The 22,918-nt window shown below is 54.0% G+C and carries 16 protein-coding genes; 9 read left to right on the top strand and 7 right to left on the bottom strand.

Going from position 1 to position 22,918, the window contains the following annotated elements:
- The first annotated feature begins 331 nt into the window (after positions 1–331).
- The 3 genes from ACF8D4_RS19345 (at position 332) to gndA (ending at position 4,548) form a co-directional block, all read left to right on the top strand.
- Positions 332–2,248 carry a propionyl-CoA synthetase gene (locus ACF8D4_RS19345; RefSeq protein WP_392466407.1) on the top strand — a complete coding sequence of 639 codons (1,917 nt, stop codon included), beginning with the start codon at positions 332–334 and terminating at the stop codon, positions 2,246–2,248.
- A 289-nt stretch (positions 2,249–2,537) separates the two neighbouring features.
- Positions 2,538–2,852 carry a quaternary ammonium compound efflux SMR transporter SugE gene (sugE, locus tag ACF8D4_RS19340; protein ID WP_025889847.1) on the top strand — a complete coding sequence of 105 codons (315 nt, stop codon included), beginning with the start codon at positions 2,538–2,540 and terminating at the stop codon, positions 2,850–2,852.
- A gap of 157 nt (positions 2,853–3,009) precedes the next feature.
- Positions 3,010–4,548, top strand: coding sequence for an NADP-dependent phosphogluconate dehydrogenase (gndA, locus tag ACF8D4_RS19335; RefSeq protein WP_392466403.1), 1,539 nt, complete (start codon positions 3,010–3,012; stop codon positions 4,546–4,548).
- 92 nt (positions 4,549–4,640) lie between these two features.
- Here gndA and ACF8D4_RS19330 read toward each other — a convergent pair whose 3' ends face one another.
- Positions 4,641–5,516: a 1,4-dihydroxy-2-naphthoate polyprenyltransferase gene (locus tag ACF8D4_RS19330; RefSeq protein WP_025009392.1), complete on the bottom strand. Its 876-nt coding sequence runs from the start codon at positions 5,514–5,516 to the stop codon at positions 4,641–4,643.
- A 233-nt stretch (positions 5,517–5,749) separates the two neighbouring features.
- On the opposite strand from ACF8D4_RS19330, the gene ACF8D4_RS19325 reads away from it, so the two are divergent.
- The 3 genes from ACF8D4_RS19325 to ACF8D4_RS19315 all read left to right on the top strand — a co-directional run bounded on the left by ACF8D4_RS19325 (position 5,750) and on the right by ACF8D4_RS19315 (position 7,993).
- The gene (locus ACF8D4_RS19325; RefSeq protein ID WP_392466399.1) at positions 5,750–6,634 is read left to right on the top strand and encodes an SDR family NAD(P)-dependent oxidoreductase; all 885 of its coding nucleotides are present in this window, start codon (positions 5,750–5,752) and stop codon (positions 6,632–6,634) included.
- A 70-nt stretch (positions 6,635–6,704) separates the two neighbouring features.
- Positions 6,705–7,568 carry an acyl-CoA thioesterase II gene (gene tesB / locus ACF8D4_RS19320; RefSeq protein ID WP_208180961.1) on the top strand — a complete coding sequence of 288 codons (864 nt, stop codon included), beginning with the start codon at positions 6,705–6,707 and terminating at the stop codon, positions 7,566–7,568.
- An 11-nt stretch (positions 7,569–7,579) separates the two neighbouring features.
- The gene (locus ACF8D4_RS19315) at positions 7,580–7,993 is read left to right on the top strand and encodes a YbaY family lipoprotein (RefSeq protein ID WP_025889849.1); all 414 of its coding nucleotides are present in this window, start codon (positions 7,580–7,582) and stop codon (positions 7,991–7,993) included.
- A gap of 49 nt (positions 7,994–8,042) precedes the next feature.
- On the opposite strand, the gene ACF8D4_RS19310 is transcribed toward ACF8D4_RS19315, so the two are convergent.
- Entirely contained in the window at positions 8,043–10,049 is a 2,007-nt protein-coding gene (locus ACF8D4_RS19310; protein WP_144377510.1) for a methyl-accepting chemotaxis protein, read from the bottom strand.
- 291 nt (positions 10,050–10,340) lie between these two features.
- Here ACF8D4_RS19310 and ACF8D4_RS19305 point away from each other — a divergent pair, with 291 nt between their 5' ends.
- Entirely contained in the window at positions 10,341–13,058 is a 2,718-nt protein-coding gene (locus ACF8D4_RS19305; RefSeq protein ID WP_392466395.1) for a TonB-dependent receptor domain-containing protein, read from the top strand.
- Positions 13,059–13,119: 61 nt separating this feature from the next.
- Here ACF8D4_RS19305 and ACF8D4_RS19300 read toward each other — a convergent pair whose 3' ends face one another.
- Positions 13,120–16,206 carry an efflux RND transporter permease subunit gene (locus tag ACF8D4_RS19300; protein WP_062793297.1) on the bottom strand — a complete coding sequence of 1,029 codons (3,087 nt, stop codon included), beginning with the start codon at positions 16,204–16,206 and terminating at the stop codon, positions 13,120–13,122.
- Positions 16,203–17,291, bottom strand: coding sequence for an efflux RND transporter periplasmic adaptor subunit (locus ACF8D4_RS19295; protein ID WP_037436431.1), 1,089 nt, complete (start codon positions 17,289–17,291; stop codon positions 16,203–16,205). The genes ACF8D4_RS19300 and ACF8D4_RS19295 overlap by 4 nt, the downstream gene beginning before the upstream one ends.
- A gap of 236 nt (positions 17,292–17,527) precedes the next feature.
- Here ACF8D4_RS19295 and ACF8D4_RS19290 point away from each other — a divergent pair, with 236 nt between their 5' ends.
- A complete protein-coding gene (locus ACF8D4_RS19290; protein WP_025009386.1) occupies positions 17,528–18,142 on the top strand; it encodes a TetR/AcrR family transcriptional regulator in 615 nt (204 codons plus the stop codon).
- 46 nt (positions 18,143–18,188) lie between these two features.
- Entirely contained in the window at positions 18,189–19,079 is an 891-nt protein-coding gene (locus tag ACF8D4_RS19285) for a DUF6268 family outer membrane beta-barrel protein (RefSeq protein ID WP_144134481.1), read from the top strand.
- Positions 19,080–19,165: 86 nt separating this feature from the next.
- On the opposite strand, the gene ACF8D4_RS19280 is transcribed toward ACF8D4_RS19285, so the two are convergent.
- From ACF8D4_RS19280 to ACF8D4_RS19270, 3 genes are all read right to left on the bottom strand, one after another.
- Positions 19,166–19,729, bottom strand: a complete 564-nt coding sequence (locus tag ACF8D4_RS19280) for a chalcone isomerase family protein (protein ID WP_144134483.1) — start codon at positions 19,727–19,729, stop codon at positions 19,166–19,168.
- A 71-nt stretch (positions 19,730–19,800) separates the two neighbouring features.
- A complete protein-coding gene (locus ACF8D4_RS19275) occupies positions 19,801–20,280 on the bottom strand; it encodes a DUF2947 domain-containing protein (RefSeq protein ID WP_045282504.1) in 480 nt (159 codons plus the stop codon).
- A gap of 91 nt (positions 20,281–20,371) precedes the next feature.
- Positions 20,372–22,825, bottom strand: a complete 2,454-nt coding sequence (locus ACF8D4_RS19270) for a 6-hydroxymethylpterin diphosphokinase MptE-like protein (RefSeq protein ID WP_392466390.1) — start codon at positions 22,823–22,825, stop codon at positions 20,372–20,374.
- Between the last annotated feature and the right edge of the window lie 93 nt (positions 22,826–22,918).

Here is a 22,918-nt window from a genome sequence, read left to right as displayed (position 1 = left end):
TTGTGGCATTTTGCGAACTGTGAGGTGTCAATCCCTGCTGCCATCGGCCTTTGCCCGTATTGAAACACTCGTTTCAGTTGGCTGTTCATTTATCTCACAGCAGCAGATAGCGATACATGCTGCCCTTCGCTATGCCTATGTTTGCATTCCAATCGTTGTTGAAGGCCGGAGCGGATGAACAGCAAAATGCCCGCAAGCCAAAAGGCGCAGTTAGAGCAGGGTTTTAGGCTAACGTCTAATTGGGGATAGGGCCAAAAAAGACTATTAATTGTCTCAGGAAGGAAGGGAACGCAGTGCCGTCGCAGAACGGCGTCCTTTGGGAGGACAGATAATGATAGATCCGGGTTTAGCCCTGTATAAGGCGTCACTCGAGGACAAGACACAGTTTTGGGGCGAGTGTGCCCGTGCCATAGATTGGCAACAGCCCTGGGAGCAGGTGCTGGATGAGAGTGAGGCGCCATTTTACCGCTGGTTTAGTGGTGGCATGCTCAACACCTGCTATAACGCGGTGGATAGGCATGTGGCCGCAGGGCGTGGCGAACAGACCGCCATTCAATATGTCAGCCCGGTAACAGATACCGAGTACGGCATCAGCTATAACGAATTGCAGCAGCAGGTGAGCCGCCTGGCGGGCTGGATGCAATCTGTCGGTATCAATAAGGGCGATAGAGTCGTTATCTATATGCCCATGGTGCCGGAAACCGTGTTTGCCATGCTGGCCTGTGCCCGCATAGGGGCGATACATTCAGTGGTATTCGGCGGTTTTGCCGCCAATGAGTTGGCAACCCGGATCAACGATGCCAAACCCAGACTGGTGTTGTCTGCCTCCTGCGGTATAGAACCCTCAGGCGTTGTGCCTTATAAGCCATTACTGGACAAGGCGCTGGAACAGTCTGAGCACAAGGTGGAAAATTGCCTTATTCTCGGCCGCAGCCAGTATCAGGCCGAGTTACAGCCCGGGCGGGATCATGACTGGCAGAATGCCATCTGTCAGGCGAGCCCGGCCGATTGTGTGGCGGTCGAAGCCACTCATCCCCTGTACATTCTCTACACCTCCGGCACCACAGGGCAGCCAAAAGGTGTGGTGCGCGACAATGGCGGCCACGCCGTGGCTCTGGCCTGGTCGATGAAGGCTATTTACGACATAGACGCAGGCGATGTCTTCTGGGCAGCCTCGGATGTGGGGTGGGTAGTGGGTCACTCCTATATTGTCTACGCACCGCTGCTGGTAGGCGCCACCACCTTGCTGTTTGAAGGCAAACCTGTGGGCACCCCGGATCCCGGCACTTTCTGGCGCACCATATCCAAGTACAAGGTCAAGAGTTTCTTCACCGCACCGACTGCGATTCGTGCCATCAAACGTGAGGACCCGGAGGCAAGCTATGTAGCTCAAAGCGATCTCTCTTGCCTGAAAAATGTGTTTCTGGCCGGCGAACGTTGTGATCCGGATACCCTCAACTGGGCGGCCGAGAAGCTGGCCAAGCCAGTAATAGATCACTGGTGGCAAACCGAAACAGGATGGGCGATTGCCGCCAACCTGATGGGGGTTGCCCCTATTCAGGTCAAAGCCGGGTCACCGGCCAGAGCCGTGCCCGGTTATCAGGTGGAAGTATTGGACGAAATGGGTGAGCAGGTGGCTCCCGGGCAGTCCGGCAATGTGGTGATCAAATTGCCTCTGCCGCCCGGAACCCTGACCACGCTGTGGCAAAACGATAAGCGCTACCATGACAGCTATCTGGCCATGTATCCCGGCTATTATCTCACCGGAGATGCCGGCTATATGGATGAAGAGGGCTATCTTTACATCATGAGTCGCATCGATGACATCATTAATGTGGCCGGTCACAGATTATCGACCGGACGTTTTGAAGAGGTGCTTTGTCAGCATCCGGCAGTGGCTGAAGCAGCGGTTATCGGTGTGGAAGATAAGCTCAAGGGCCAGGTGCCGCTGGGGTTGGTGGTGCTCAAGATGGGTAATACCCTGAGCGAAGAGCAGCTACACAAGGAGCTGGTGGCTCTGGTGCGCCAGGAAATAGGCCCGGTGGCGGCATTCCGTTTGGTGAGCGCCGTGCCCAAGTTGCCCAAGACCCGCTCCGGCAAGATACTGCGTGGCACCATGCGTAAAATTGCCGACAACCAGAAGTTCAAGGCGCCGGCAACCATAGAGGATCCCGCTACTCTGGATCTGGTACGCACCGCACTGACCCGCATGGGCTATGCCGATTCTCTGGTGAAAGAGCACGCCTGAGGTTGACTTTCTCCTTTTGCGCCTGCCGTCAGCAGGCGTTTTTTTAGCTGTTTTTCATGTTGCAAAGGCGCGCCTCTTACACTTTGCCCTTTTAGTCGGCCTTTGCTAAGATGCCGCTGCTCCGTTCTGGGCAACAAGTAGTTACATTCAAAGTAGTTGCATCCAAGCTTTACATTCAGGCTTGCAACTTAAGCTACATATGTAGCCTTATCATTCAGGCCGCAGGGACGACCCTGCAAGCGCCTTATCTATTACCGGGGACGACCCCTTTTTAAAAAGGGACGAGTCCATGAACTGGATACTCTTAATCCTCGCAGGTTTGTTCGAAATCGGTTGGGCCATAGGCCTTAAATATACTCAGGGCTTTACCAAGTTAACTCCGAGTCTGCTGACCTTGGGCGCCATGGCCATCAGTGTCGGTTTGCTTGGGCTGGCGACCAAGTCATTGCCAATAGGCACGGCTTACGGTGTTTGGGTTGGCATAGGTGCCATGGGCACGGCATTGGTGGGTATCTGGCTGTTCGGCGAGAGCGCCAGCCTGATGAAAATCGGCAGTTTACTGTTGATTTTTATTGGTGTCTTGGGGCTGAAACTGGCCAGCTGAACCCGGAGGTTTGCCTGTTAATCGTGTTTTTCAAACAAGGTTATCGCCAAGGGTGACTGGTAATTAACTTTCGTTAATCAGTATAATTAATCCACTCAAGGCCGGCTGTTTGCTCACAAAATGGCCGGCTCCTCTGCTACCCGTGGAATTAACAACAATGCAAACCCACAAGCATCTTTCTGACATCGGGGTCATAGGCCTGGGTGTTATGGGCAAGAATCTCGCTCTCAATATCATAGATAACGGCTATCGGGTCGCGGCGTTCGATCTGGACAGTCGCAAAGTGACCGCTGCCGAAAACCAGGCCAAGGTGGAAGTGACCGAGAGGGAACAATTGCTGTTTGGCTGTAATAATCTTACTGATTTGATGGCAAATTTAGCAACACCGCGCATCCTGCTGTTGTCCATTCCGGCCGGTACGGCGGTTGACGCCGTATGCCAATCCCTGCTCGATGCCGGGATTGAGCGCGAGGATATAGTCATAGACACGGGCAATAGCCTGTGGACAGACACCATAGCGCGGGAGCAGCGCTATCGCGATCAGTTTATCTTCTTCAGCTCAGCCGTATCCGGCGGTGAGGTGGGGGCCAGATTCGGGCCCTCGCTGATGCCAAGCGGTGACATCAAGGCCTGGGAGCGGGTTGCTCCCATTTGGCGGGCGATAGCTGCCAAGGTGGATGGTGACACCGGATTGCCGCTGGAACGATTTGAGCCCGGCAACCCGGTTACCCAAGGGGAGCCCTGCACGGCTTACATAGGCCCGGCCGGTAGCGGTCACTATGTGAAGATGGTGCACAACGGCATTGAATATGCCGACATGCAGTTGATTTGCGAGGCTTATCATTTGCTAAGCCAAGTGCTGGGCCTTGATGCCTACGCCATTGCCCAGGTATTCGAGCGCTGGAATACAGGTGTGCTCTCCAGTTATCTGATGGAAATCAGCGCCGAGGTCTTGCGGCAACAGGACCCATTGAGCGGCAAGCCTCTGGTTGAGATGATCCTCGATAAGGCGGGGCAGAAGGGCACTGGCCTGTGGACGGCTGTCAGCAGCCTGCAGATAGGTTGCCCGGCGCCCACTATCGCAGAAGCGGTTTATGCCCGCGCCATCAGCACTCAAAAGGTTCTGCGCCAGAGTTTGGCCAGCAAGTTGGTCGGTCCCGAAGCGCGAGACACTCAATCGGCGGCCTCGGACGAGCAACAAAGCTTTATTGATGGCCTGGAGAGTGCACTCTATTGCGCCAAGGTGAGCTGTTATGCCCAGGGGTTCCAGTTGATGGCGATGCAGGCTCAGGAGCAGGGATGGCAGTTGGATTTTGCCGCCATCGCCAGGATTTGGCGCGCCGGCTGTATTATTCGCGCCAGATTCCTGCAATCCATAGCCGCAGCCTACGACAGCGAGCCGGAATTAGCCAATTTACTGTTGGCCGATGGCTTTGCTTCAACGCTTTCGGCGCGCCAGCAGGCATGGCGGCAAACGGTTGCCAAGGCGGTACTTGCTGGTGTGCCTGTGCCCTGCATCTCATCGGCGCTTTCTTACTACGACAGTTATCGCAGTGAGACGCTGCCGGCCAATCTGTTGCAGGGACAACGGGACTTTTTCGGAGCGCATAGTTTTGAGCGCATAGACCAAGCTGCCAACGAGCGTTATCACCTGGATTGGAGTGGCCCCAAGCGGCCGCTGATTAAGCTGGATTGAGGGAAAACCGGGTCGGGCAGAACATAATCGCCGGACAACAAAAAGGCTTCCAACTGCATGGCAGTGGAAGCCTTTGTTATTGCTTCCCTGGGTTAAATGGTAAATACCAAACCTAAGCTGAACAGGGCACTGAACATCATGGTCAGTTTGGCTGTGCGTCCCAGCAGGGGATTCAGCGCCGCGCCCGATACTTGCGTGAAATCGCTGGACAGCCTGCGGGCCATCAGCAGCGCGAGGCCCGTCAGCAGCACAGGCAGCCCAGGCAGCAAGCCCAGCAGAAAGCCTGCGATAATCAGGCCGAAGGGTAAGTAAACCAACGCCTGATACAGCACCTTGGACTGGGCCTCACCTATGCGTACCGCCAAAGTGCGCTTGCCGGCTTTCTCGTCGGTATAGATATCGCGGGTGTTGTTAACCAGGCAGATGGCGGCATTGAGCAGGCCCACGGCGCTACCCAAAATCCAGGCTGCGGTGCTGGTATCACCGGCCTGCAGATAGTAACTGCCGACAACGGCTACCAAGCCAAAGAAGATAAAGGCCGCCACTTCGCCAAGGCCGTGTGAGGCCAGCGGGTATGGGCCGCCGCTGTAACCCAGGGCACCCATAATGGAAGCCGCCGCCAGGATGGCAATCGGCCAGCCTCCGTGCCAAATGAGGAAAGACCCCACTACCAATGCCAGCAAGAGGCAAAAAATCATCGCGTTGCGTACTTTCTGCGGATCGAGCAAGCCACTCTGGGTGACCCTTATCGGCCCCAGTCGCTCCTCGGTATCTATACCGTTTTTGAAATCAAAATAGTCATTGGCCAGATTAACTGCAATCTGCAGCAACAGGGCACAGACCATGGACGCCACTGCAATGGCCCAACTGAAGCTCTCCAGTTGCAGAGCCAGTATGTTACCTATCAGCAAGGGTCCTATCGCCGCAGGCAAGGTGCGCGGCCGTGAGGCTAAAATCCAGGGGTTCATCTTGTCCTTTCTTCAGAGTTAAAGACGGAAAAACAAGCTAAGGATACCAATTTTCCACTTGAAAGTTAGCACAATCGGATAAATGCATTTAACAGAGTTTGAGTCAGCGCACATTTGTACCCGTGCGGATTAAAAAAATGCAGCCATAATCAAATTACCCTTGGGTTTTATGTGTTCTTATTGTTAAAGAATACCCGGTATTTCATGGGCTTAATGCTAATGCAGAGGTTAATATGATGGGGTTTGGGGGCAGGACAGCCCTTATCAGCGGTGCCGCCTCGGGCTTGGGGCGGGCTTTTGCCATAGGATTGGCACAAAGGGGCGCCAGCCTGGCACTGCTGGATATCGACAGCTGTAAAGATACCTTGAATGCGCTTTCTGCTTTGGGGGCGGATGCCAAAGCCTGGCAATGTGATGTTGCCGACGAACAGCGGGTCGCCAAGGTGTTGCATGAAGCCTGCGACCACTTTGGTACCATAGAGCTGCTGGTGGCCTGCGCCGGGATCCACCATCCCTGCTCATTTGAAAAGTTGACTCCCAAACAGTGGCGACGGCAGTTGCAGGTGGATCTCGATGGCAGTTTCTTCCTTTGTCACGGCCTCTGGTCGCGAATGAAGGCACAGGAGTATGGCCGGATCCTGCTGCTCGGCGGTGTCAGCGGTGTTTTCGGCGATCTGTTCGAAAGTGCCTGGGCCAGTGCCAAGATGGCTTTGCTTGGATTAACCAATAGTCTCAGTCGTGAAGGCAGTATTCACAATATCCGCGTGAACAGCCTCTGCCCCATGGTCACCACTCCCATGACGGAAAAACATCTGGCACTGCCGGTGCAACCCCTGTTTGGGGTGAATGCACCCTTGGCGGCCGGGTTGTTTCTGCTCAGTGAACAGGCACCTAATGGCCAGCATCTTTTGGCGGCGGCCGGCAGTATCAGCCGAGTGAGAATGGCTGAAACCGAGCCGGGTTATTTTCATGCCGGCGCCTGTACGCCTGAGCTTTTGGCCAGAGCATGGCCGGAGCTGAGTGTGGCCACTCCGCTGGGATTCAGCGACAGCGGAGAGGCACAAATCGTCAAATGGGCCAGGCAGGCCGCTGCCGAGCATGATATAGAGATAGAATAAAGGCTTCTGGTCACGAAGGGCGGTTCTGGGTTAATCTTTGCGGTATATGTCAGCCAGTTAACAGAATTTTATGAGCCAGGTTTTAGATGATCTCTTGTCACTGCTCGCGCTTGAACAGATAGAAATTGGACTTTATCGGGGCCAGAGCCAGGATCTGGGTTTTGGTCATGTGTTTGGGGGTCAGGTCATGGGCCAAGCCCTCAGCGCTGCCCGTCGCACTGTGCCGCAAGAGCGCCAGGTGCATTCACTGCATTCCTATTTTTTACGGGCAGGCGATGAAAAGTTGCCGATAGTCTACGAAGTCGAAAACATGCGTGATGGCGGCAGTTTCAGTGCCCGTCAGGTGAAGGCGATTCAGAAAGGACGGCCGATTTTCTACATGACCTGTTCCTTCCAGGAGCCGGAGGAGGGTTTCAGCCACCAGGCAGAAATGCCGGAGGTTCCCGGCCCTGAAGGGATACTCAATCAGCAGGAATTGGCGATGACCATGAGAGACAAGGTGCCCGCCAAAATGCTGGAGAAGTTTATGGCCGATGCCCCCATAGAGATGCGTCTGGTCAATCCGCTCAACCCTGTGGCACCTGCGGCGACTGAACCTGTACGCCATGTTTGGTTGCGGGCCAATGGCGCCTTGCCGCCTGAGCATGAAATGCACGATTACCTGCTGGCGTACGCTTCGGATTTTAACTTTTTGGTGACGGCAGCTCAGCCTCATGGGGTGTCATTTCTGACCCCAGGGATGCGGATGGCCACCATAGATCATTCACTCTGGTTCCATCGTCCGGTCAATATGGGCGAGTGGTTGCTGTATGCCATAGAGAGCCCCAATGCCAGTGGTGGCCGGGGTTATGTGAGAGGGCAGTTCTTCAACCAACAGGGAGAACTGGTGGCTTCGGCCACTCAGGAAGGCCTGATACGTATGACTGCCAAATAAGGGAATGAAAGATGATTAAATATGTAAAAGGGCTGGTCGTTGCCGCCGGGATAGTCTTTCTCGGTGCCTGTGTTACGGTTGACCCCAAGGCACCGGTTATCGTCAACGGGGCGGCGGGCTACCTGGAAAGAGTGGCCTTGCCTCAAGGCTCAAGTATCACAATTGCCATCATAGATTTGGATACCCCAGGGGTAATCGTGGCGCAAAAGAGCTTTGATATTGCCAGGGCGCCGGTGCCGTTCAAATTCATTTTGCCGGCGGAAACCGTTGAGTCCAATGTCAACTATGGTGTGGTGGCCATGATCCAGTATCAGGGGCGAGTGATATTCCAGACCTATGACAGATACCCTGTGATCAACAATGACAAATTTACCACCGAAGTGCTGATGAAGGCGGTGCCTTTACCGCAATTGGATCAGCGTTAAGCGTTGCCGCAGGATATGAAAAGGCGCCACTTGGGCGCCTTTTTACTTGTTACACTCTGAATATACTTATCTGTTTCTTCAAGGCGGCGGCCAGCTCGGTCAACTCTCTGGCGGAGTTGACGGTTTCTGTGGCGCGGATATCGCCTTCGCGGGCCAGATCGGTTATCTGGTGCAGATTACGGGTGACTTCATCGGCCACTGCGCTTTGCTGCTCTGTGGCACTGGCAATACTGCTGACAGATACCGCCAGATCGGCAATTCGCTGGGCAATGGCGGTCAACTGATTGTTGGCTTCCTCTCCCTGCTCGGCGGAGCGATTACCCAACTGATGACTCTGATCCATGCGTGTAGCCGTGTCCTTGACCTTGGCCTGCAGTGAGGTGATGGTCTGGCCGATTTCCGAAATCGATGCCTGAGTGCGGCTTGCCAGAGTGCGCACTTCATCGGCCACCACGGCAAAACCGCGCCCTTGTTCGCCGGCGCGGGCGGCTTCGATGGCTGCGTTCAGTGCCAGCAGGTTGGTTTGCTCGGCGATGCCATTGATAACTTCAGTGATGGTGTTGATGGCTTCACTCTCTTTGGCCACCCCTTCGACGGCGGTATGGCTCTCGCTCAACTGTCTGCTGAGGGTTTCCAGCCCTTGCACCACCTGGGTCAGTTGCTGGTGTCCGGCGCGGGAGGCTTCATCTACCTGTTGGCTCTGGTTGGCACTTTCACCGGCGTGGTTGGCCACATCGCGTATCGAAGTGGACATCTCCTCAATGGCGGTCGCTATCTGATCGGTTTGAGCCATTAGCGCCTGGGCTTCATCGCCGTTGAGACGGGCAACTTCCTGGGCCTGTTCGGCCTGGTATTCCAGAGTTTGTACTGAGCCCTGCAATGCCTGGATCAGCTGTTTCAGTCCCTGGGTCATTTCGGTGACGCTGTTGCTTATCCGTACCACTTCGTTTTCGCTGCGGCTGTCTAGCTTGGGCAGGTCATGGCTGAAGTCGCCTTTGCCCAGGTTTTCCATGTGGCGCTGCAAGGTTTGCAGTGGTCTGACAGTGCGTACCAGCACGACAGAGAGCAGGGCGGTGATCACCAGAATACCAATCACGGCAACCAGGGCATTGATCAGTAAAAGAGTCTGGCTTTCCTCATTCAACTCGGCGGCTTTGACCTGACCGATAAGCTCCCAGTTCCAGCCGGGGATGGTGGCGCTGTAGGCAATCATCTCCACGCCTTTGCTGTTGTGATAGCCCTTGACCCCTTCACTGTTCATCAGCTCATCGAGTGGCAAGCCATCGAGCTCTGCCTCTGTCACGGTTTGTCCCTGAGCCAGGCTGGGATGAGCCACTACCACCTTGTCGGCGCGGCGCAGCAGCAGGTAGTTGCCGCTTTCTTCCAGGCGCAGCTGTTTGACCGACTGCTGCAACTGCACCAGAGAGTCACTGATGTCGAAGCCTATATAGAGAATACCTATCACTGAGCCCTGAACATCCTTGACCGGACGGTAAACCGTCATATAGTCGCGGCCGAACAACTTGGCATAGCCCTCATAGACCTGGCCCTGAATAAGTTTTTGATAGCCCGGGTGTTTTGTTCCCAAATAAGTCCCCAGAGCGCGGCTGCCATCGGCCTTTTTCAGTGAGGTGGCAATACGTAGAAAGTCATCGCCGTCACGAACGAACACAGTGGCATTCCCGCCTGTGAGGTTGGCATATCTGTCGACTTTACTGCGGGAGGAGTTGAGCTGTTCCTTTTCATGCATCAATGCCGGGGTATCTATCCCCAGGACTCTGACAGTTTTGTTTTCCGGTTTATGGAATTGGCCTGGATACATGGCCCTGAATACATCGGCATTGCGACGGGCCAGGGACAACAGGCTCTCGTATTGCAATGCCAGCAGATCATCGACCCCATGGATCTGTTGCTCCATGGCGGTTATCGCTTTCTCTTTCAAGGTCGATGAGGCTGTCAGGTAGGAGATGCTACTCAGGATGCCAAACACCAAAATCGTCAGCACAAAAGCCAGTGTGCCGATCTGTTTGGCGATAGGCCAGTTGCGGTAATTCATTATCGTTATTCCTGTATGACCGGTTTGTTGAACTTTATCTCATTCACGTTAAACAAGTTTTGACCTGAATCTAACTATGGGCTCGCCCCTTTATTTTAGAGGAAGCTTGATTACAGCAGTACAGTTTGGGCAAGTTTTTAGTTCTTTATATTGTATACAAAATAAAGTATGTGATATAAAAGTTGCGGTTTTGTTACCGCTACGGGTTAAAACAAAAGTGGGGCAAGCCAGGGAGTAGAAAGATAAATAGAGCTAACTGATTGATTAATATTAGAGGAAGGGAGAACGAGTATGAGAATGCAGCCATTGGCTATCGCCATTTCCTGCCTGTTGGGGGCTTCGGCATCGGCTTGGGCCGAACAGAGCACAGCAGAACAGGTGGAACGGATTGAAGTTACAGGGTCGAGGATTAAGCGTGTCGATATGGAAGGCGCGACCCCGATCACCACTATCACCGCCGATGAGCTGGCCAAGTCCGGGTTTGCCACGGTCGGCGATGCCTTGCGTTCCTCCAACCTCAACGCCTTCGGTTCCTGGGGCGGTGGTTCCAACAATGGTTGGGGTTCCCAGGCCACGGTACAACTCAAAGGGGCTTCGGCCTTCAATACGTTGACGCTGCTGGATGGCAAACGTATGGCCAAGTCCCCTGTGCTGGATGGCGGCGCGGCCAACATCAATACTATTCCCATGGCGGCGGTCGAGCGAATTGAGATACTGACAGACGGCGCCTCGGCGATTTACGGTACAGACGCCATTGCCGGTGTGGTCAATATTATTCTCAAGAAGGACTTCGAGGGTATCCAGCTCGACGGTCGTATGGACAGGCCCAGCAATGAAGGCGGTGATTCCTCCAATCTGTCGCTCACCGGTGGACTCAATTCCGATAAGGGCCACCTGGTGTTCACCTTTGAACACTATGAGCAGAAACCCATCATGCAGTCGCAGCGCTGGTTTACCCAACCCTTTGTGGTACCGGGTGGCGATGCATCCGACTATCAGGATTGGGTCAATATTTCGCCCACCGGCAGGGTGCTGACCCAAGGGGCGGCAGGAAACTGGGTTTATTCGGCTCCCTTTGCCAACAGTGACAGAGGTTGCGCCGATGTTTATGGTGACAAGTTTGTCGGTGTGCTGAACGACAGCGATTATCCCGGCGATACCCTGTGCGCCTATGACTATACCAAGGCCGCAGCCACTACAGTGGATCAGAGCCGCAACAATACGCTGTTGCACTATACCTATGAGCTGAGTGATTCGCTGCAACTGACTGCCAGAGCCTATTGGGCAGCCAATGAAACCCGGGATATTTCGGCGCCGGTCCCGGCCTGGATCAGCATTCCCAACGGTTTACCCGCCTATACCACAGCCGAGGGGCTCGAGTTGGTTGAGCTGATGGCCGACCCTTCTGCCGGAATGAACTTTCGCTTCGATACCGCGGGTGACAGGGTCGCCGAGCATCATGACAACATCTTTGACTATCTGCTGGCGCTCAACGGCACTGCCGACTTTATCAGTTGGGATCTTGCATTCAACTATAATAAATACAGCAACTTCACTTGGGGGACTGGCTATCAACTCAAGGGCGCCAGCTCAGATCTTATCGGTCATTGGGACACAAACAGCAACAGCTTTGTCGGCTGGGATCCCAGAGACCCGAATTCCCCCATGCCCGGTGGCGCTACCGCCAACTATGATAAGCGCATGACGGCCACCTATCTGGATATCAATGGCGGCGCTTCCATGGATTTGTTTGAGTTGCCCGGTGGCTTCAGTGCCTTGTATGTCGGCGCTTCCTATCGTGAAGAATCACTGGATTCCAAGGTGGATGCCTTGGCCGAGGCCGGCATGATAACCGGCGGCAACGGTGGCAGTGGCGGCGAGGGCGAGCGTGAAGTTTGGGCTACCTACTTCGAGTTTATGCTGCCACTGTTTGACTCGCTGGAGTTGAATCTGGCCGGGCGCTACGATGACTACTCGGATTTCGGCGGTACCTTCAACCCCCAGTTGTCGCTGCGTTATCGGCCGCTGGAGTCCTTGATGTTGAGGGCATCCTGGGGCACAGGATTCAGAGCGCCGACTCTGTCGGATCTCTATCAGGGCACCAGCGAAAGCTATGGCGATATTACCAACTACCTGAGTTGTTACGATAATCAGGAAGATATCGATTCTTGCAGCCGCACCGACAATGCACCGACCCTGACCGGCGGCAATCTGGAACTCGAAGCCGAAGAGTCTGAATCCTACAATCTGGGGCTGGTATGGGATATCAATGACAATTTCAATGTCTCGGTAGATTATTGGTCGTTGGAGATCACCAATATGATCGAAGAGTTGTCGGCCAGTGAAATCGTCCGCACCCAGGCAAGACTCTGGCAGGCGGCAGATGCCCAGGGGCAGCCCAGACCCGATGTCAGCGATATCTATCCTGGCACTGCGATTTCCCGTTTGGGTAATGGCCGTATCGATTATGTGCAGAGTCAGAAACTCAATCTCGGCCGCAGTGAGCGTGAGGGGCTGGATCTCAGCTTCAGTGGCACCTTGGAAACAGAGTTTGGTGACTGGAAGTTGGGCCTCGGCTGGTCACACTACTTCAAGTATACCTATACCTATGCCAGCGCCGGAGAACAGGTGCTGGGGGATGATGTCGCCGGGCGAGAGGGCACCCCGGAGGACAGATTGAATCTGACGCTGGACTGGAACTATGGCGACCATGCCGTCAGCTATTTCAGTAATTTTATCGGTAGTCAAACCAGCTGGGATGTTCTTGATGACAGTTGGGATCCGGCGACGGGGCAAACTATTGATGACGGCAAGCTCTATGAACTCGACAGTATCTGGTATCACAACCTCAGTTACACCTATACCTTGCCCTGGAACAACAGCTTGTCGCTGGGGGTAACCAACCTCACCGATGAGGACCCAGTGCTGGCCTACGACGGCAGCTATAACTCCAACCTGTACGATATTCGGGGTCGAACCTACTGGGCTGGCTTCCGTCAGGCGTTTTAACGCCGCTCCCTTGATCCTCGTTGGATCTTCAGGCACACCCGTTAGGGTGTGCCTTTTTTGATCAATATTGGTTCGCCATTGCCAAATCGCGGGAGCATTCGGGCCGAGGTTTCAGCCATAGAGAGTAGACCACAGGTACCCAAACCAGAGACAAAAGGGTGGTCAGTGCCGTGCCTCCGGCAATGGCTATGGCAAAGGGGGGCCAAAAACCGCCGCCACCCAGAATAAGTGGCAGAAAGCCACCTACTGTAGTGATGGTGGTTGAACCTATATGACGACTGCAACTCATCACCCCGGCGAGAATGACTTCGGTGTCGCCGGCGCGTGCCATAGGCTCGGACTCGAGTTCGGCCAGGATCACTATCGCGGCATTGATAGCCAGGCCCATCAAGCCCAGCAGACCTATTATCACGGTAAAGCCAAAGGGATAACCCAGAGCCCAGACCGCCAGCAGCCCGAGCCCCGCCGATTGCAGGGCGCTGAGCAGAATGATTCCCGTCAGCCTGAAGGAGTTGAAAGAGAGTACCAGCACTGTCAGCAATGCGGCGATCACCAAGACGATATTGGAGAGCAGATTACCCACGGCTTCATCACGTTTGGCACTCTCACCGCCTATCTCTATTCGGTAGGATGCGGGCAGTTTAAGCTCGGCCAGTTTGGGTTTGACTCGCTCCAGCACTTTTTGCGGCAGCACGCCAGAGGCGATATAGGCTTCGAGAATATTGACCCGCTGGCCATTATAGTGAGGAATGGCGCCGCGACTGGCATTGACATGGCTTTGACTCACGGCCGAAAGTGGAATCGACTCACCGTTGGGCGACAGCAGACTTATCTGTGACAGCCTGGATTGCTGCTCGCCGACACCGGCACCCAGCTTGACTCTCACCGGCAGCGATTCGGTTTGCTCCAGCAGGCTGCCGCCTGTGATGCCTGTGGTGGACATCTGAATCTGCGAGGCGATTTCTCCCAGACTCAGGCCGGCCATCAGGCTGGCATCTTCATCGAGCTGCAGCCACACCTTGGGCGCCCCCGGGCTCAGGGTTGCCCGGGTGTGGATCACATCCCGGGTCTCGGCCAACATTCGACGCACCTCATCCCCAAGCTCGGCCAACCTATCGAGGTTGGGGCCATAAAGCCTCAACTCCACAGGGGCGTTGAAGGGAGGGCCCTGCTCCAGTTTACGCACCAGGATCTGCGCATCCGGATAGTCCTTATCCAGCCGCTGTTGCAACTCGGGGATTAAGCGATTGGCGGTACGAAAGTCGCGGGTTCTTACCATTGCCTGGGCGTATTGGCTGGCGCCTTGCTGCTTTTGAGTCAGGTTGTAGTAGAAGGAGGGCACGTTCCCGCCTATGACCCAATTGACGCTTTCTATGCCGTCAGTACTGCGCAGCTCACTATCGAGTTGTTTGACTCTCTGCTCTGTTCTCGCCAGGCTGGCATGGGGCGAGAGGTAGAGCTCCAGCTGGAACATGTTTCTGTCCGATGGCGGGAAAAACTGCTCTGTCATCTGCCCGGAGGCCACAAAGCCTGTCAGCGGCAAGATACCAATCAGCAGCGCGGCAGTTTTCGGGTAATCAAGCGCCAGTTGCAGAGTCTGGCGATAGGCTCTGGCAAGCCTTGGCAGATTCACTCCGTGGTGGTACCAGCGGTTGTTGTCCCTGGCGCGGCTAAAGCGTCCGGCGAGACCGGCTATCAGGGTGTGGGAGATGAGGTAGGAGCCGAGCAGGGCAAAGATCACCGAAATGGCAATGCCACCGACAAACTCGCCGGCGGCGCCCGGCATCAGCACTATCGGCGCGAATGCCAGCATGGTGGTGATGGTGGAGCCGGCGAGCGGCAGCCACAGGTGCCTGATGGTGGCATTGACCGCCTGCAGCTTGCTCATGCCTTCGCGGCGACGCTGGGCAATGGCATCGACAATCACAATGGCGTTATCCACCATGATCCCCAGTGCCACTACCAGGCCGGTGACCGACATCTGATGAATGGGCAGGCCGGTAAACTTCATGCAGGCCAGGGTAAACAGTGCTGTCAGTGGCAGCGACAAGGCGACGATAAGCGCATTGCGCATGCCGACAGTCACCAGTAGCACCAGGAGAATGAGCACAAACCCCTGCAGCAGGTTGACGAGCAACTCCTGCAGACGCTCATTGGTATACCCCTCTTGCTCAAACAGCCATTGCATGCGGATATTGGCAGGGAAGCCTTGTTCCAGCTCGGCCGCAACCTGGCGGACTTGTTCACTCCAGATATCCACCCGAGTGTTGTTGAGCATGCGGGCGGCCACCATGATGCCGGGCTCACCGTCCAGCAGCGCCAGATTATCCGGCGGATCCTTGGGCTGGCGGCTGATAACGGCGATATCGCCAAGGCGGATCAGTTGCCCGAAACTGTCGGTCTTCAGCGGCACCTGGCGGATACGCTCCAGCGAGTCCAGTTCACCGGAAACTTCCACCAACGCCCGGAAGCTCTGGTTGTTGATTTCACCGGCCGACACCTTGGTATCGGCCTGATTGAGAATTCCGGCAACGGCTCCCGGTGTCAGTCCTAGACGATTGATACGCTCTCCATCCAGCGTTACCAGAATTTCCTCCGTCGGCGCGCCATAGAGTTTGACAAAGTCTGTGCCGCTCAAGAGCCGCAGTTTGCTTTGCAACTCTTTGGCGTAACGGCTGAGAATGTCGGGGCGCGCTTCTCCGCCGCCGTGCCATCCCAGGCCTATGATGGCGGTGTAGGCGTAACCCAGTTGATCGTCCAGTACCGGCGGATTGACACTCTGTGGCAGGCGGCCGCTGCTGTCGGCCAGCAGATCTCTGGCTCTCGACCAGACCGGCTCGGTTTCTATGACGTTATCTTTGAGCTCGAGTTGAATCACCGAGACCCCGGGTCTTGAGGTGGACTGGATAAGCTTGAGTTCCTCAAGTCGCCTAAGCTCATTTTCCAGTACTTCAGTCACCAGTGCCTCGACCCGTTCGGCGGAAGCGCCCGGATAGCTGGTGATCACAGAGGCAAAGCGGTTGGTGATATGGGGGTCTTCTGTGCGTGGCAGGCTGGAAATGGCGCCGAGCCCGGCAACCAGCAACAGGGCTATCAACAGGCTGGCGAGGCGGCCATTCTCGACAAAAGCCTTGATAACAGCGTTCATTGCCCACCTCTTGCGGTCAATGCCGCTCCCGGTGAGACTCTTTGCCCGGCAACCAGTTTATGCAGGCCTGTGGTGACAAACTGCTCTCCCGGGCTGATGGCACCGGTAATAAAGGCGTTGTCGCCTTCGGTATAGAGAATTTCCACATCGCGGCGCTGCAGTTTAAACCCTTCGACATCTTGCTTGAGCACGTACAGATTCCACAGACCGCGAATACCGTCGGTGAGCGCCGATACCGGAACCCAGTAGCCTTCACGGGGAACTTCACGGCGGTATTGCAAATAAGCCAGTTCGCCATTGATAGGTGTCGTTTCCGATGTGGGGGTGATGCTGAACCTGAGCTGCACTGTGCGGGTGACGGGATTGATTTGGCCGCTGATCCCTTGCAGTTGGGCCTGATAGTAGTGTTCGGCAACTCTGAGACTGAGAATGGCTCCCGGTTGCAACTGCTCGGCAATATTCAGCGGCACACCTATCAGTGCCTGCAGATTGTCGCTCTGCACCAGGGTAAATACCGGGCTGCCCAGGGCGATGACTTCGCCGAGATTATGCTCTCTTGCGGCTATCACACCGGCAAAGGGGGCGATGAGAAGCGATTTCTGCCGCTTAAGCTCATTGGCCTTCAGTGAGGCTTCCAGCCTGGCGTGCCCAGCTTCCAGGCTGGCCAGCTTGCCTTTGAGCTCGTCGAGTTGCTGCTCGGAAAGATATTGTTTGGCACTGAGCTCCAGTGAGCGTTTCAACGTTGCCCGGGCCAGCGAGATATCGGCCTGATTCTGATCCAGTGCTGCCTGTAATTCGGTCTGCTCGGCTTCCAGCAAGCTGGTATCCAACTGTGCCAACAATTGTCCGGGTTTAACTCTGTCACCTGTATCTACCAGGAGTTTTTGCAACTTGCCTGCGAGTTCGAAACCTATGCCTGTGGTATTGCCGGCTCGCACGCTGCCACTGAATTGCTGCAGCTTGGTGTAACCTGGCTTTAACACAAGGTTGGCACTGTTGACCACTGGGGGTTTGGTTTCACTGTGCTCAGATGGCTGCGGTTGGCAGGCGGATAGAGATAATAACAAAGTGAGGGTGGCAACCAGCGCACCGCTGCCCAGGCTCCTGTGGCTGACGTATTTGGTTTCAGGCCGGGGTACCTTGGGTTTTCCGGCGTCCTTGATGGTCTGTTGCAACGTCCTCTCCCTGCTTTGACTGACAATTGTTATTGATAGGTTAAAATGGACTTACTAGTCTAGTTTGGTAGAACTGGACTGTCTAGTCTATTTTGTGGTCTAATGCATTCCAAGGCGTTGCCGAATTAGGTACTAGTTATAACGATATGAATACTCAGCAATTAAGTCGTAGTGAACAGAAGAGGGCTCAGATACTGGAAGCCGCAATCGAGCTCTTCTGCGCTCAAGGGTTTCCCAATACCAGCATGGATGAAGTGGCTAAAACCGCCGGGGTGTCGAAGCAAACGGTTTACGCTCATTTTGGTTGTAAGGATGAGCTGTTTGTGGCGGCCATTGAATCCAAGTGCGTGGTTCGCCAGATTGCTGAAGTGCTGTTGGCCGACGCTGCCCGGCCGGAGCAGGCGCTGGCAGTGTTTGCTGAGTATTTTGGTGAGCTGATCGTCAGCGAAGATGCCATTACGGTTTATCGCGCCTGTGTTTCCCAGGTGGATACTCATCCAGAACCGGCGCAGCTTTATTTCGATGCCGGACCCGAGTACATGTTGGGTCTGTTGGTGGATTTCTTTACCCAGGTTGAGCGTCATGGCGGGTATCACTTCGGCAACAAGCGTCAGGCCGCGGTGAGGCTGAGCCTAATGTTGTTTGGTGAGCTGCGGCTCAGAAAAGAGTTGGGGCTGGATACAGGGCAACTCGAGGCGCAACACAGGGATTATTGCATTGAAACGGCGGGATTGTTTCTCAAAGCGCATAGGTTGGAATAGCGTACTGTTATAATTGGGCTTTCTTTGAACGGCAAAAGGACATGAAATGAAAAAAACGGCCGCATTTATCTTATTGGGCGCTATGAGTGCCAGCACTGGCTTATTGGCCGCAGAGGCACCAACCTCCCGCTATACCCTGAGCCTGGCGGCCATTGAAAATGCCGATACGGATATTGACGGTGGCGGAGAGCTGGGACGCCGCAGCTATCTTCTGGGCGCGCGCGGAGATTGGCAACTGGATGAACGTTGGGGTCTGGGTGTCAGCCTTGGCTATGACAAACTGGATTGGGATTTCTCTGCTTTGCCAACCAATGGCGCCAGTGATATGGCTTTTGCTGCCAGTCAGTTTGACTCGGCCCAGCGTTACTCGGCTTCTGTCAGCCTGAGATATACCCTGAACCGGCATTGGAGTCTGATGCTGGCGCCTCAGTTGCAGTATGCTTACAGTGATGATGTTTCCTCTTCTGATGCCAGAAGCTATGGTGTCATCGCCGGCGCGGTTCACAGGTTTGATTCGGGTAACATGTTGGGTTTTGGGGTTGCTTATCTCAATGATATCAGTGAGGTAAGAACAGTTCCTTACTTGCTTATCGATTGGCAACTCAGTGACAGATGGCGGGTGGGCAACCCCTTTCAGGCAGGTTTTACCGGTCCGGCCGGGATAGAGTTCAGTTATCGGATTTCGCCTGAGATGGAGCTGGGGTTGGGGTCATCTCATCGGACTGAGCGGATTTTGGTGGGGGAAAACGAACAGACACTGGAGCTGACGGAAATCAGCAGCTTCGCCCGTTTGGGCTGGCAGTTGGGACAAGGGTTCAATCTCAACGCCTATGTGGGTTACTTCATCAACCCCGAGCTTGAGTTGAGCGAGCCGGAGATCAAGCGAGAGTTGGATAACTATCTGGCCGGCGCTATCCATCTCAGCTATAGTTTTTGATTGACTTGCCCGCATGAGCGGGCAAGTTTCATCGATTAAACCGGGTCATTCGCTAAGCTATTGGCCCGGGAAATTCATTCAGAGGCTCAGTTAGCCAGCATCGCCTTTTTCAGGCTGCTCTGGGCCGGTTCATCGCCGAGCCAAATGTTCAGCAGCGCGCGGCGAAAGTTTTCCCCGGCGATGGTGTCCTGCAATTCACCGTTCTTATAGGCACTGACACCACTTTCCTGGCTGGTATACAGGAGAAAGGTATCGCCTTCTTTGATCTCTTCCTGAAACAGGCTCATAAAACGGTCGATATCGGCCTGTATGGCCTCAGTTTTACCGCCTGTTGCGTCATCGAAGCCTTCAGTAATCGCCGAGCGCATCTTATCTGCGGTGATAAGACCCGAGACTATCTTTAAGCTGACTGCTGCCTGTGGCTGCTCCAATACCTCGGCTGTGGTAGTCGCCTTAGCAGACAGATAGAGCCCCCCAATGTAGAGATCCATAAAGAACTTGCTGCGTACCCCGGCACCGTTGAGCTTAAGCGGGGTTGCTGCCTGAATGCTGAGGGTTTCCGGGATATTTTCACCGGCAATTTCGCGGGCATTGATTGTGGTGGATAGAGACAATCCCAACAGCAGGGCGGTTAAGGCTATTTTTTTCATTTTGCTCTCTTGGTCGCTTGTATCTTAATGAACTAACAAGGGTTTTATTGTTGATTGAACGCTTGTCAAAACTATCCGCGTAGGCCCATTTTGAAGTTGCCATCCTGACTGAACCAGACGGCTTGCTTGTGTTTGGGGCTTATCAGTAAGGGACCATCGTCGAAAAATAGAAAGCATTTCCAGTTCCGGGCGAAGACTTCCCAGCATGTTTGGATCACCTGATACTTTTCATAACAGAAATATACAGGGGCATCCGCCGGCCAGTCGATAAATTCGGCCAGAGGTTCCGGCAGGCTGTTGTCTTCACTGTCCCAATGGCTTTGCCAGTATTCCGTTTGATGCCAGGTGGAACTGCGGCTGGCCCAGTCGCCCTTGGTAAAATCCTCGGCGCAGCTGCTCTTATTGCTTATCCAGCGATTCCACACTTCCATGGCACTCTTCTGATCCAGTGGCAATATGGCCGCCTTGTCCTGGTCGCTGACCGGCAGATCCTTATGGTTGAAGATCCATTTGCGGCGATACTGATCGAGTGGAATATAGCTGTGATTCAAGTTTTGTTCTCCGGAACTGCGCTTAATTGCCGGGGCATTATAACGGTGGCGAAAGGGGAAAAGAAAGGCCGCAGGAAACGGCCTTTGGCGTTTAGTTTCTGTTTTGCAGTTCAGTTAATCCCTGCTTGGCGCTGAGATTATCCGGGTCAAGCTCCAGTACTTTATGAAACGCCGTGACTGCGGCTTCATCCTGCTGCACTGCCTGCATGAACTGCGCTAACTTCAGCCATACCTGCAGATCCTGCGGATATTTACCTAGATAATCCAGATAGGTTTCCAGTGCCTGTTGCCCTTTACCACTGAGACGTAAAACGTGGGCATATTGCGGCAGAAAACTGTCATTCAAGTGGCTTAATTCCGCCAGAGTGGTTTCGGCCAGAGGCAGCATGTTGAGCTGCAGCGCCAGCACTGAAATCATTCTGAGCTCGGTTTCGGTTATTTGTTGCTGATCTATCTGTTGCAGTGCATGCAGCGCTTGTTCAGGGGCTTGTTTAAGTACTTCCAAATTGGCCTTGGCCAGCCAATAGAGGCGTTTGAGCTCGGGTTTTTCCGGCAGTACGAATTCGAGGTTATTCACCATTTGCTGCAGACCGTGTTGATGCCGTTGACTCTTAAACAGCATTATCTTGTCAAATATTCTGTCCTGAGTATTACTGTCGGCCAAGACGTCGCGATAAACTTGGCGTGCAGTAGTCAACATCCCGTGGAAGTTCTTATCGAGTTCATCGGCCAGAGTTTGTTCCTGAGGCCGTATTTGATGGTTTTGCCGCCAAATATGCACTCTGCCTGGGGTGTTATCCTGCTGCCACTGCTTGGCCAGTGACTCGAGTTTGGTATCCGGGCTGAGTTCTTCTTGACGGGATTTCACCCGGGTTAAGGCGCTGTCAACAAGCCCGCCCAAGTGCTTGGCAATGACACAATAAGCCTGGTAGTAGTCCAGGTTCATCTGCTGCATTTGGGTTTGAGTCCACTCGTCGCTGCTGCGAGCGGTTAGAAATGCTGAAAATTCCCGGTAACCATAAAACTTGATCAGTTGAGCCATGTCACTGAAGTCTTTGTTGAGTTTGGCCTCTGTGGTCTGCAGTTGTTTTAACAGTTTGTTCGAAGGGTTTTTTGAATTGATTTCAGCCTGACAGGCTTTGAATGCCTTATGGGTAAGGTTTTCAATTCGGGTCAACTTTTGCTTGGCTTGTTCGAGTTGTTGAAAACACAGTTGCAGATCGGCTTTCTTATTTACTTGTTTCAAGTTTGAGCTTGAAAACCGCTCTGACAAGGGTTTTTTGCGCTGTGGTAGTTTTATGTTCTCGTGAGAGCAAAAACCAATGCCCGCTATTCTGGCGGCGTCCTCGGAAAGGTTTATATATTCATGCTGGGGATGGGCGGCGATTTCATCTTCAATCGCCTGCCTGGCATGGAGTAACTGAAGAGGGGTCTCTGCCAGATAGCCGCTGTAGGTCTCCACCCATTCACACATATGCCCAAGGCTGGGACCCAATTTCGCTTCCTGGGTGCCGGATGCGTGGGAAACGCCATGCCTTGAGTAACACAGATCCATGCCGGTAAACAGTATTTGGCTAAAGCCCATCTCTATTGCCAGCAATAATGAACTGTTGGTAACAGTTGGGCCTTTGGTGATGATATTGCTGTGATGGGTTTGCCAGGGGAAGCGGTCACCCAGATAGAGATTTTCCCCGGCCCATTGGCCCACTATCCAAGGGTGGGCGTGGTAAGAATGAACCAGGAGAAAATCTTCGGGATATTGCATCATCTCTCTACTGACATCAAAGCTGAATGCCTGCGGATCCACTGTCACTACTATGTCAGGTTTTATCCCGTGATTGATGAGCTTGGCAGCAATGCGGGAAACCGCGAATATGGTCATTCTCTGTTGATTGGCCTTGAGCCAATCGAGCTGTAAGTCCATTGAAGGGCCGCCCGCGACTATAATGGCGGTTTCCCCTTCAAAATGCCCTCGCAGTATTTCTACCGGAGAGTGGTTATCGCAGACATTTTCCAGTTGCCGCTGTACAAACTCTTTCTGGTTGTAGTTGACACCTTGATTGAAACGTTCGTGATCCAATGCCTGTGCAATAGCACTTTTTAGCAAAATATACTCGGGAAGCGTCTCGGCTGCTGCGGCCATAGAGTGGTAATGGCGGTATTGGCCTTTGGCGATACAAATATCATTACCGGCTTGTTTGAGTATCTCGGGCAATTCGGCTTCTGTAGTGATCCATAACTTACTCTTGAGTGAATCTGGAAGGTCAATATTGAGTAGGCTCAACACTTCCGGCAGTTCGACGAAGATAAAGCGGCTTCCGGCTGGAAGCTCCATAGACAGTATATAGTTGGCCAACAAGCCGGAATCCATGCCGGTGAAGATGTAAAGGGTGTCTTCAGCCGTTAATTGCTTGGCGAATTTATTGCGATATTGGCTTGCCGAGTCGAATTGTTCAAACATCTGCCGGTTGATCGCAGGCAGGTAGGTTTCGTTGAAACGGCTAACGGTAAAGGTATTGAGCATGGCTGATGGAGTGCTTTGCATCTGGGCCCCTGATGGCTTGGACGCCAATTGTCTGACGTTTTACTGTGCTTGAGTCCATAATCTCAAGATATGTGCCAGTTTTCAAAGAGGTGA

Source organism: Shewanella sp. YQ_9 (assembly GCF_043103185.1).
Classification (GTDB): Bacteria; Pseudomonadota; Gammaproteobacteria; order Enterobacterales; family Shewanellaceae; genus Shewanella; species Shewanella algae.
Note: the sequence above shows the minus strand (reverse complement) of the source record. Positions and strands in the feature narration are given on the sequence as shown.

Excerpts from the sequence above, each read along its gene's own strand:
- ACF8D4_RS19330 (WP_025009392.1), bottom strand. The coding sequence starts at position 5,516 with ATGAACCCCTGGATTTTAGCCTCACGGCCGCGCACCTTGCCTGCGGCG.
- sugE (WP_025889847.1), top strand. The coding sequence starts at position 2,538 with ATGAACTGGATACTCTTAATCCTCGCAGGTTTGTTCGAAATCGGTTGG.
- ACF8D4_RS19290 (WP_025009386.1), top strand. The coding sequence starts at position 17,528 with ATGAATACTCAGCAATTAAGTCGTAGTGAACAGAAGAGGGCTCAGATA.
- tesB (WP_208180961.1), top strand. The coding sequence starts at position 6,705 with ATGAGCCAGGTTTTAGATGATCTCTTGTCACTGCTCGCGCTTGAACAG.
- ACF8D4_RS19345 (WP_392466407.1), top strand. The coding sequence starts at position 332 with ATGATAGATCCGGGTTTAGCCCTGTATAAGGCGTCACTCGAGGACAAG.
- ACF8D4_RS19315 (WP_025889849.1), top strand. The coding sequence starts at position 7,580 with ATGATTAAATATGTAAAAGGGCTGGTCGTTGCCGCCGGGATAGTCTTT.
- ACF8D4_RS19310 (WP_144377510.1), bottom strand. The coding sequence starts at position 10,049 with ATGAATTACCGCAACTGGCCTATCGCCAAACAGATCGGCACACTGGCT.
- ACF8D4_RS19300 (WP_062793297.1), bottom strand. The coding sequence starts at position 16,206 with ATGAACGCTGTTATCAAGGCTTTTGTCGAGAATGGCCGCCTCGCCAGC.
- ACF8D4_RS19285 (WP_144134481.1), top strand. The coding sequence starts at position 18,189 with ATGAAAAAAACGGCCGCATTTATCTTATTGGGCGCTATGAGTGCCAGC.
- ACF8D4_RS19325 (WP_392466399.1), top strand. The coding sequence starts at position 5,750 with ATGATGGGGTTTGGGGGCAGGACAGCCCTTATCAGCGGTGCCGCCTCG.
- ACF8D4_RS19270 (WP_392466390.1), bottom strand. The coding sequence starts at position 22,825 with ATGCAAAGCACTCCATCAGCCATGCTCAATACCTTTACCGTTAGCCGT.
- ACF8D4_RS19305 (WP_392466395.1), top strand. The coding sequence starts at position 10,341 with ATGAGAATGCAGCCATTGGCTATCGCCATTTCCTGCCTGTTGGGGGCT.
- ACF8D4_RS19280 (WP_144134483.1), bottom strand. The coding sequence starts at position 19,729 with ATGAAAAAAATAGCCTTAACCGCCCTGCTGTTGGGATTGTCTCTATCC.
- gndA (WP_392466403.1), top strand. The coding sequence starts at position 3,010 with ATGCAAACCCACAAGCATCTTTCTGACATCGGGGTCATAGGCCTGGGT.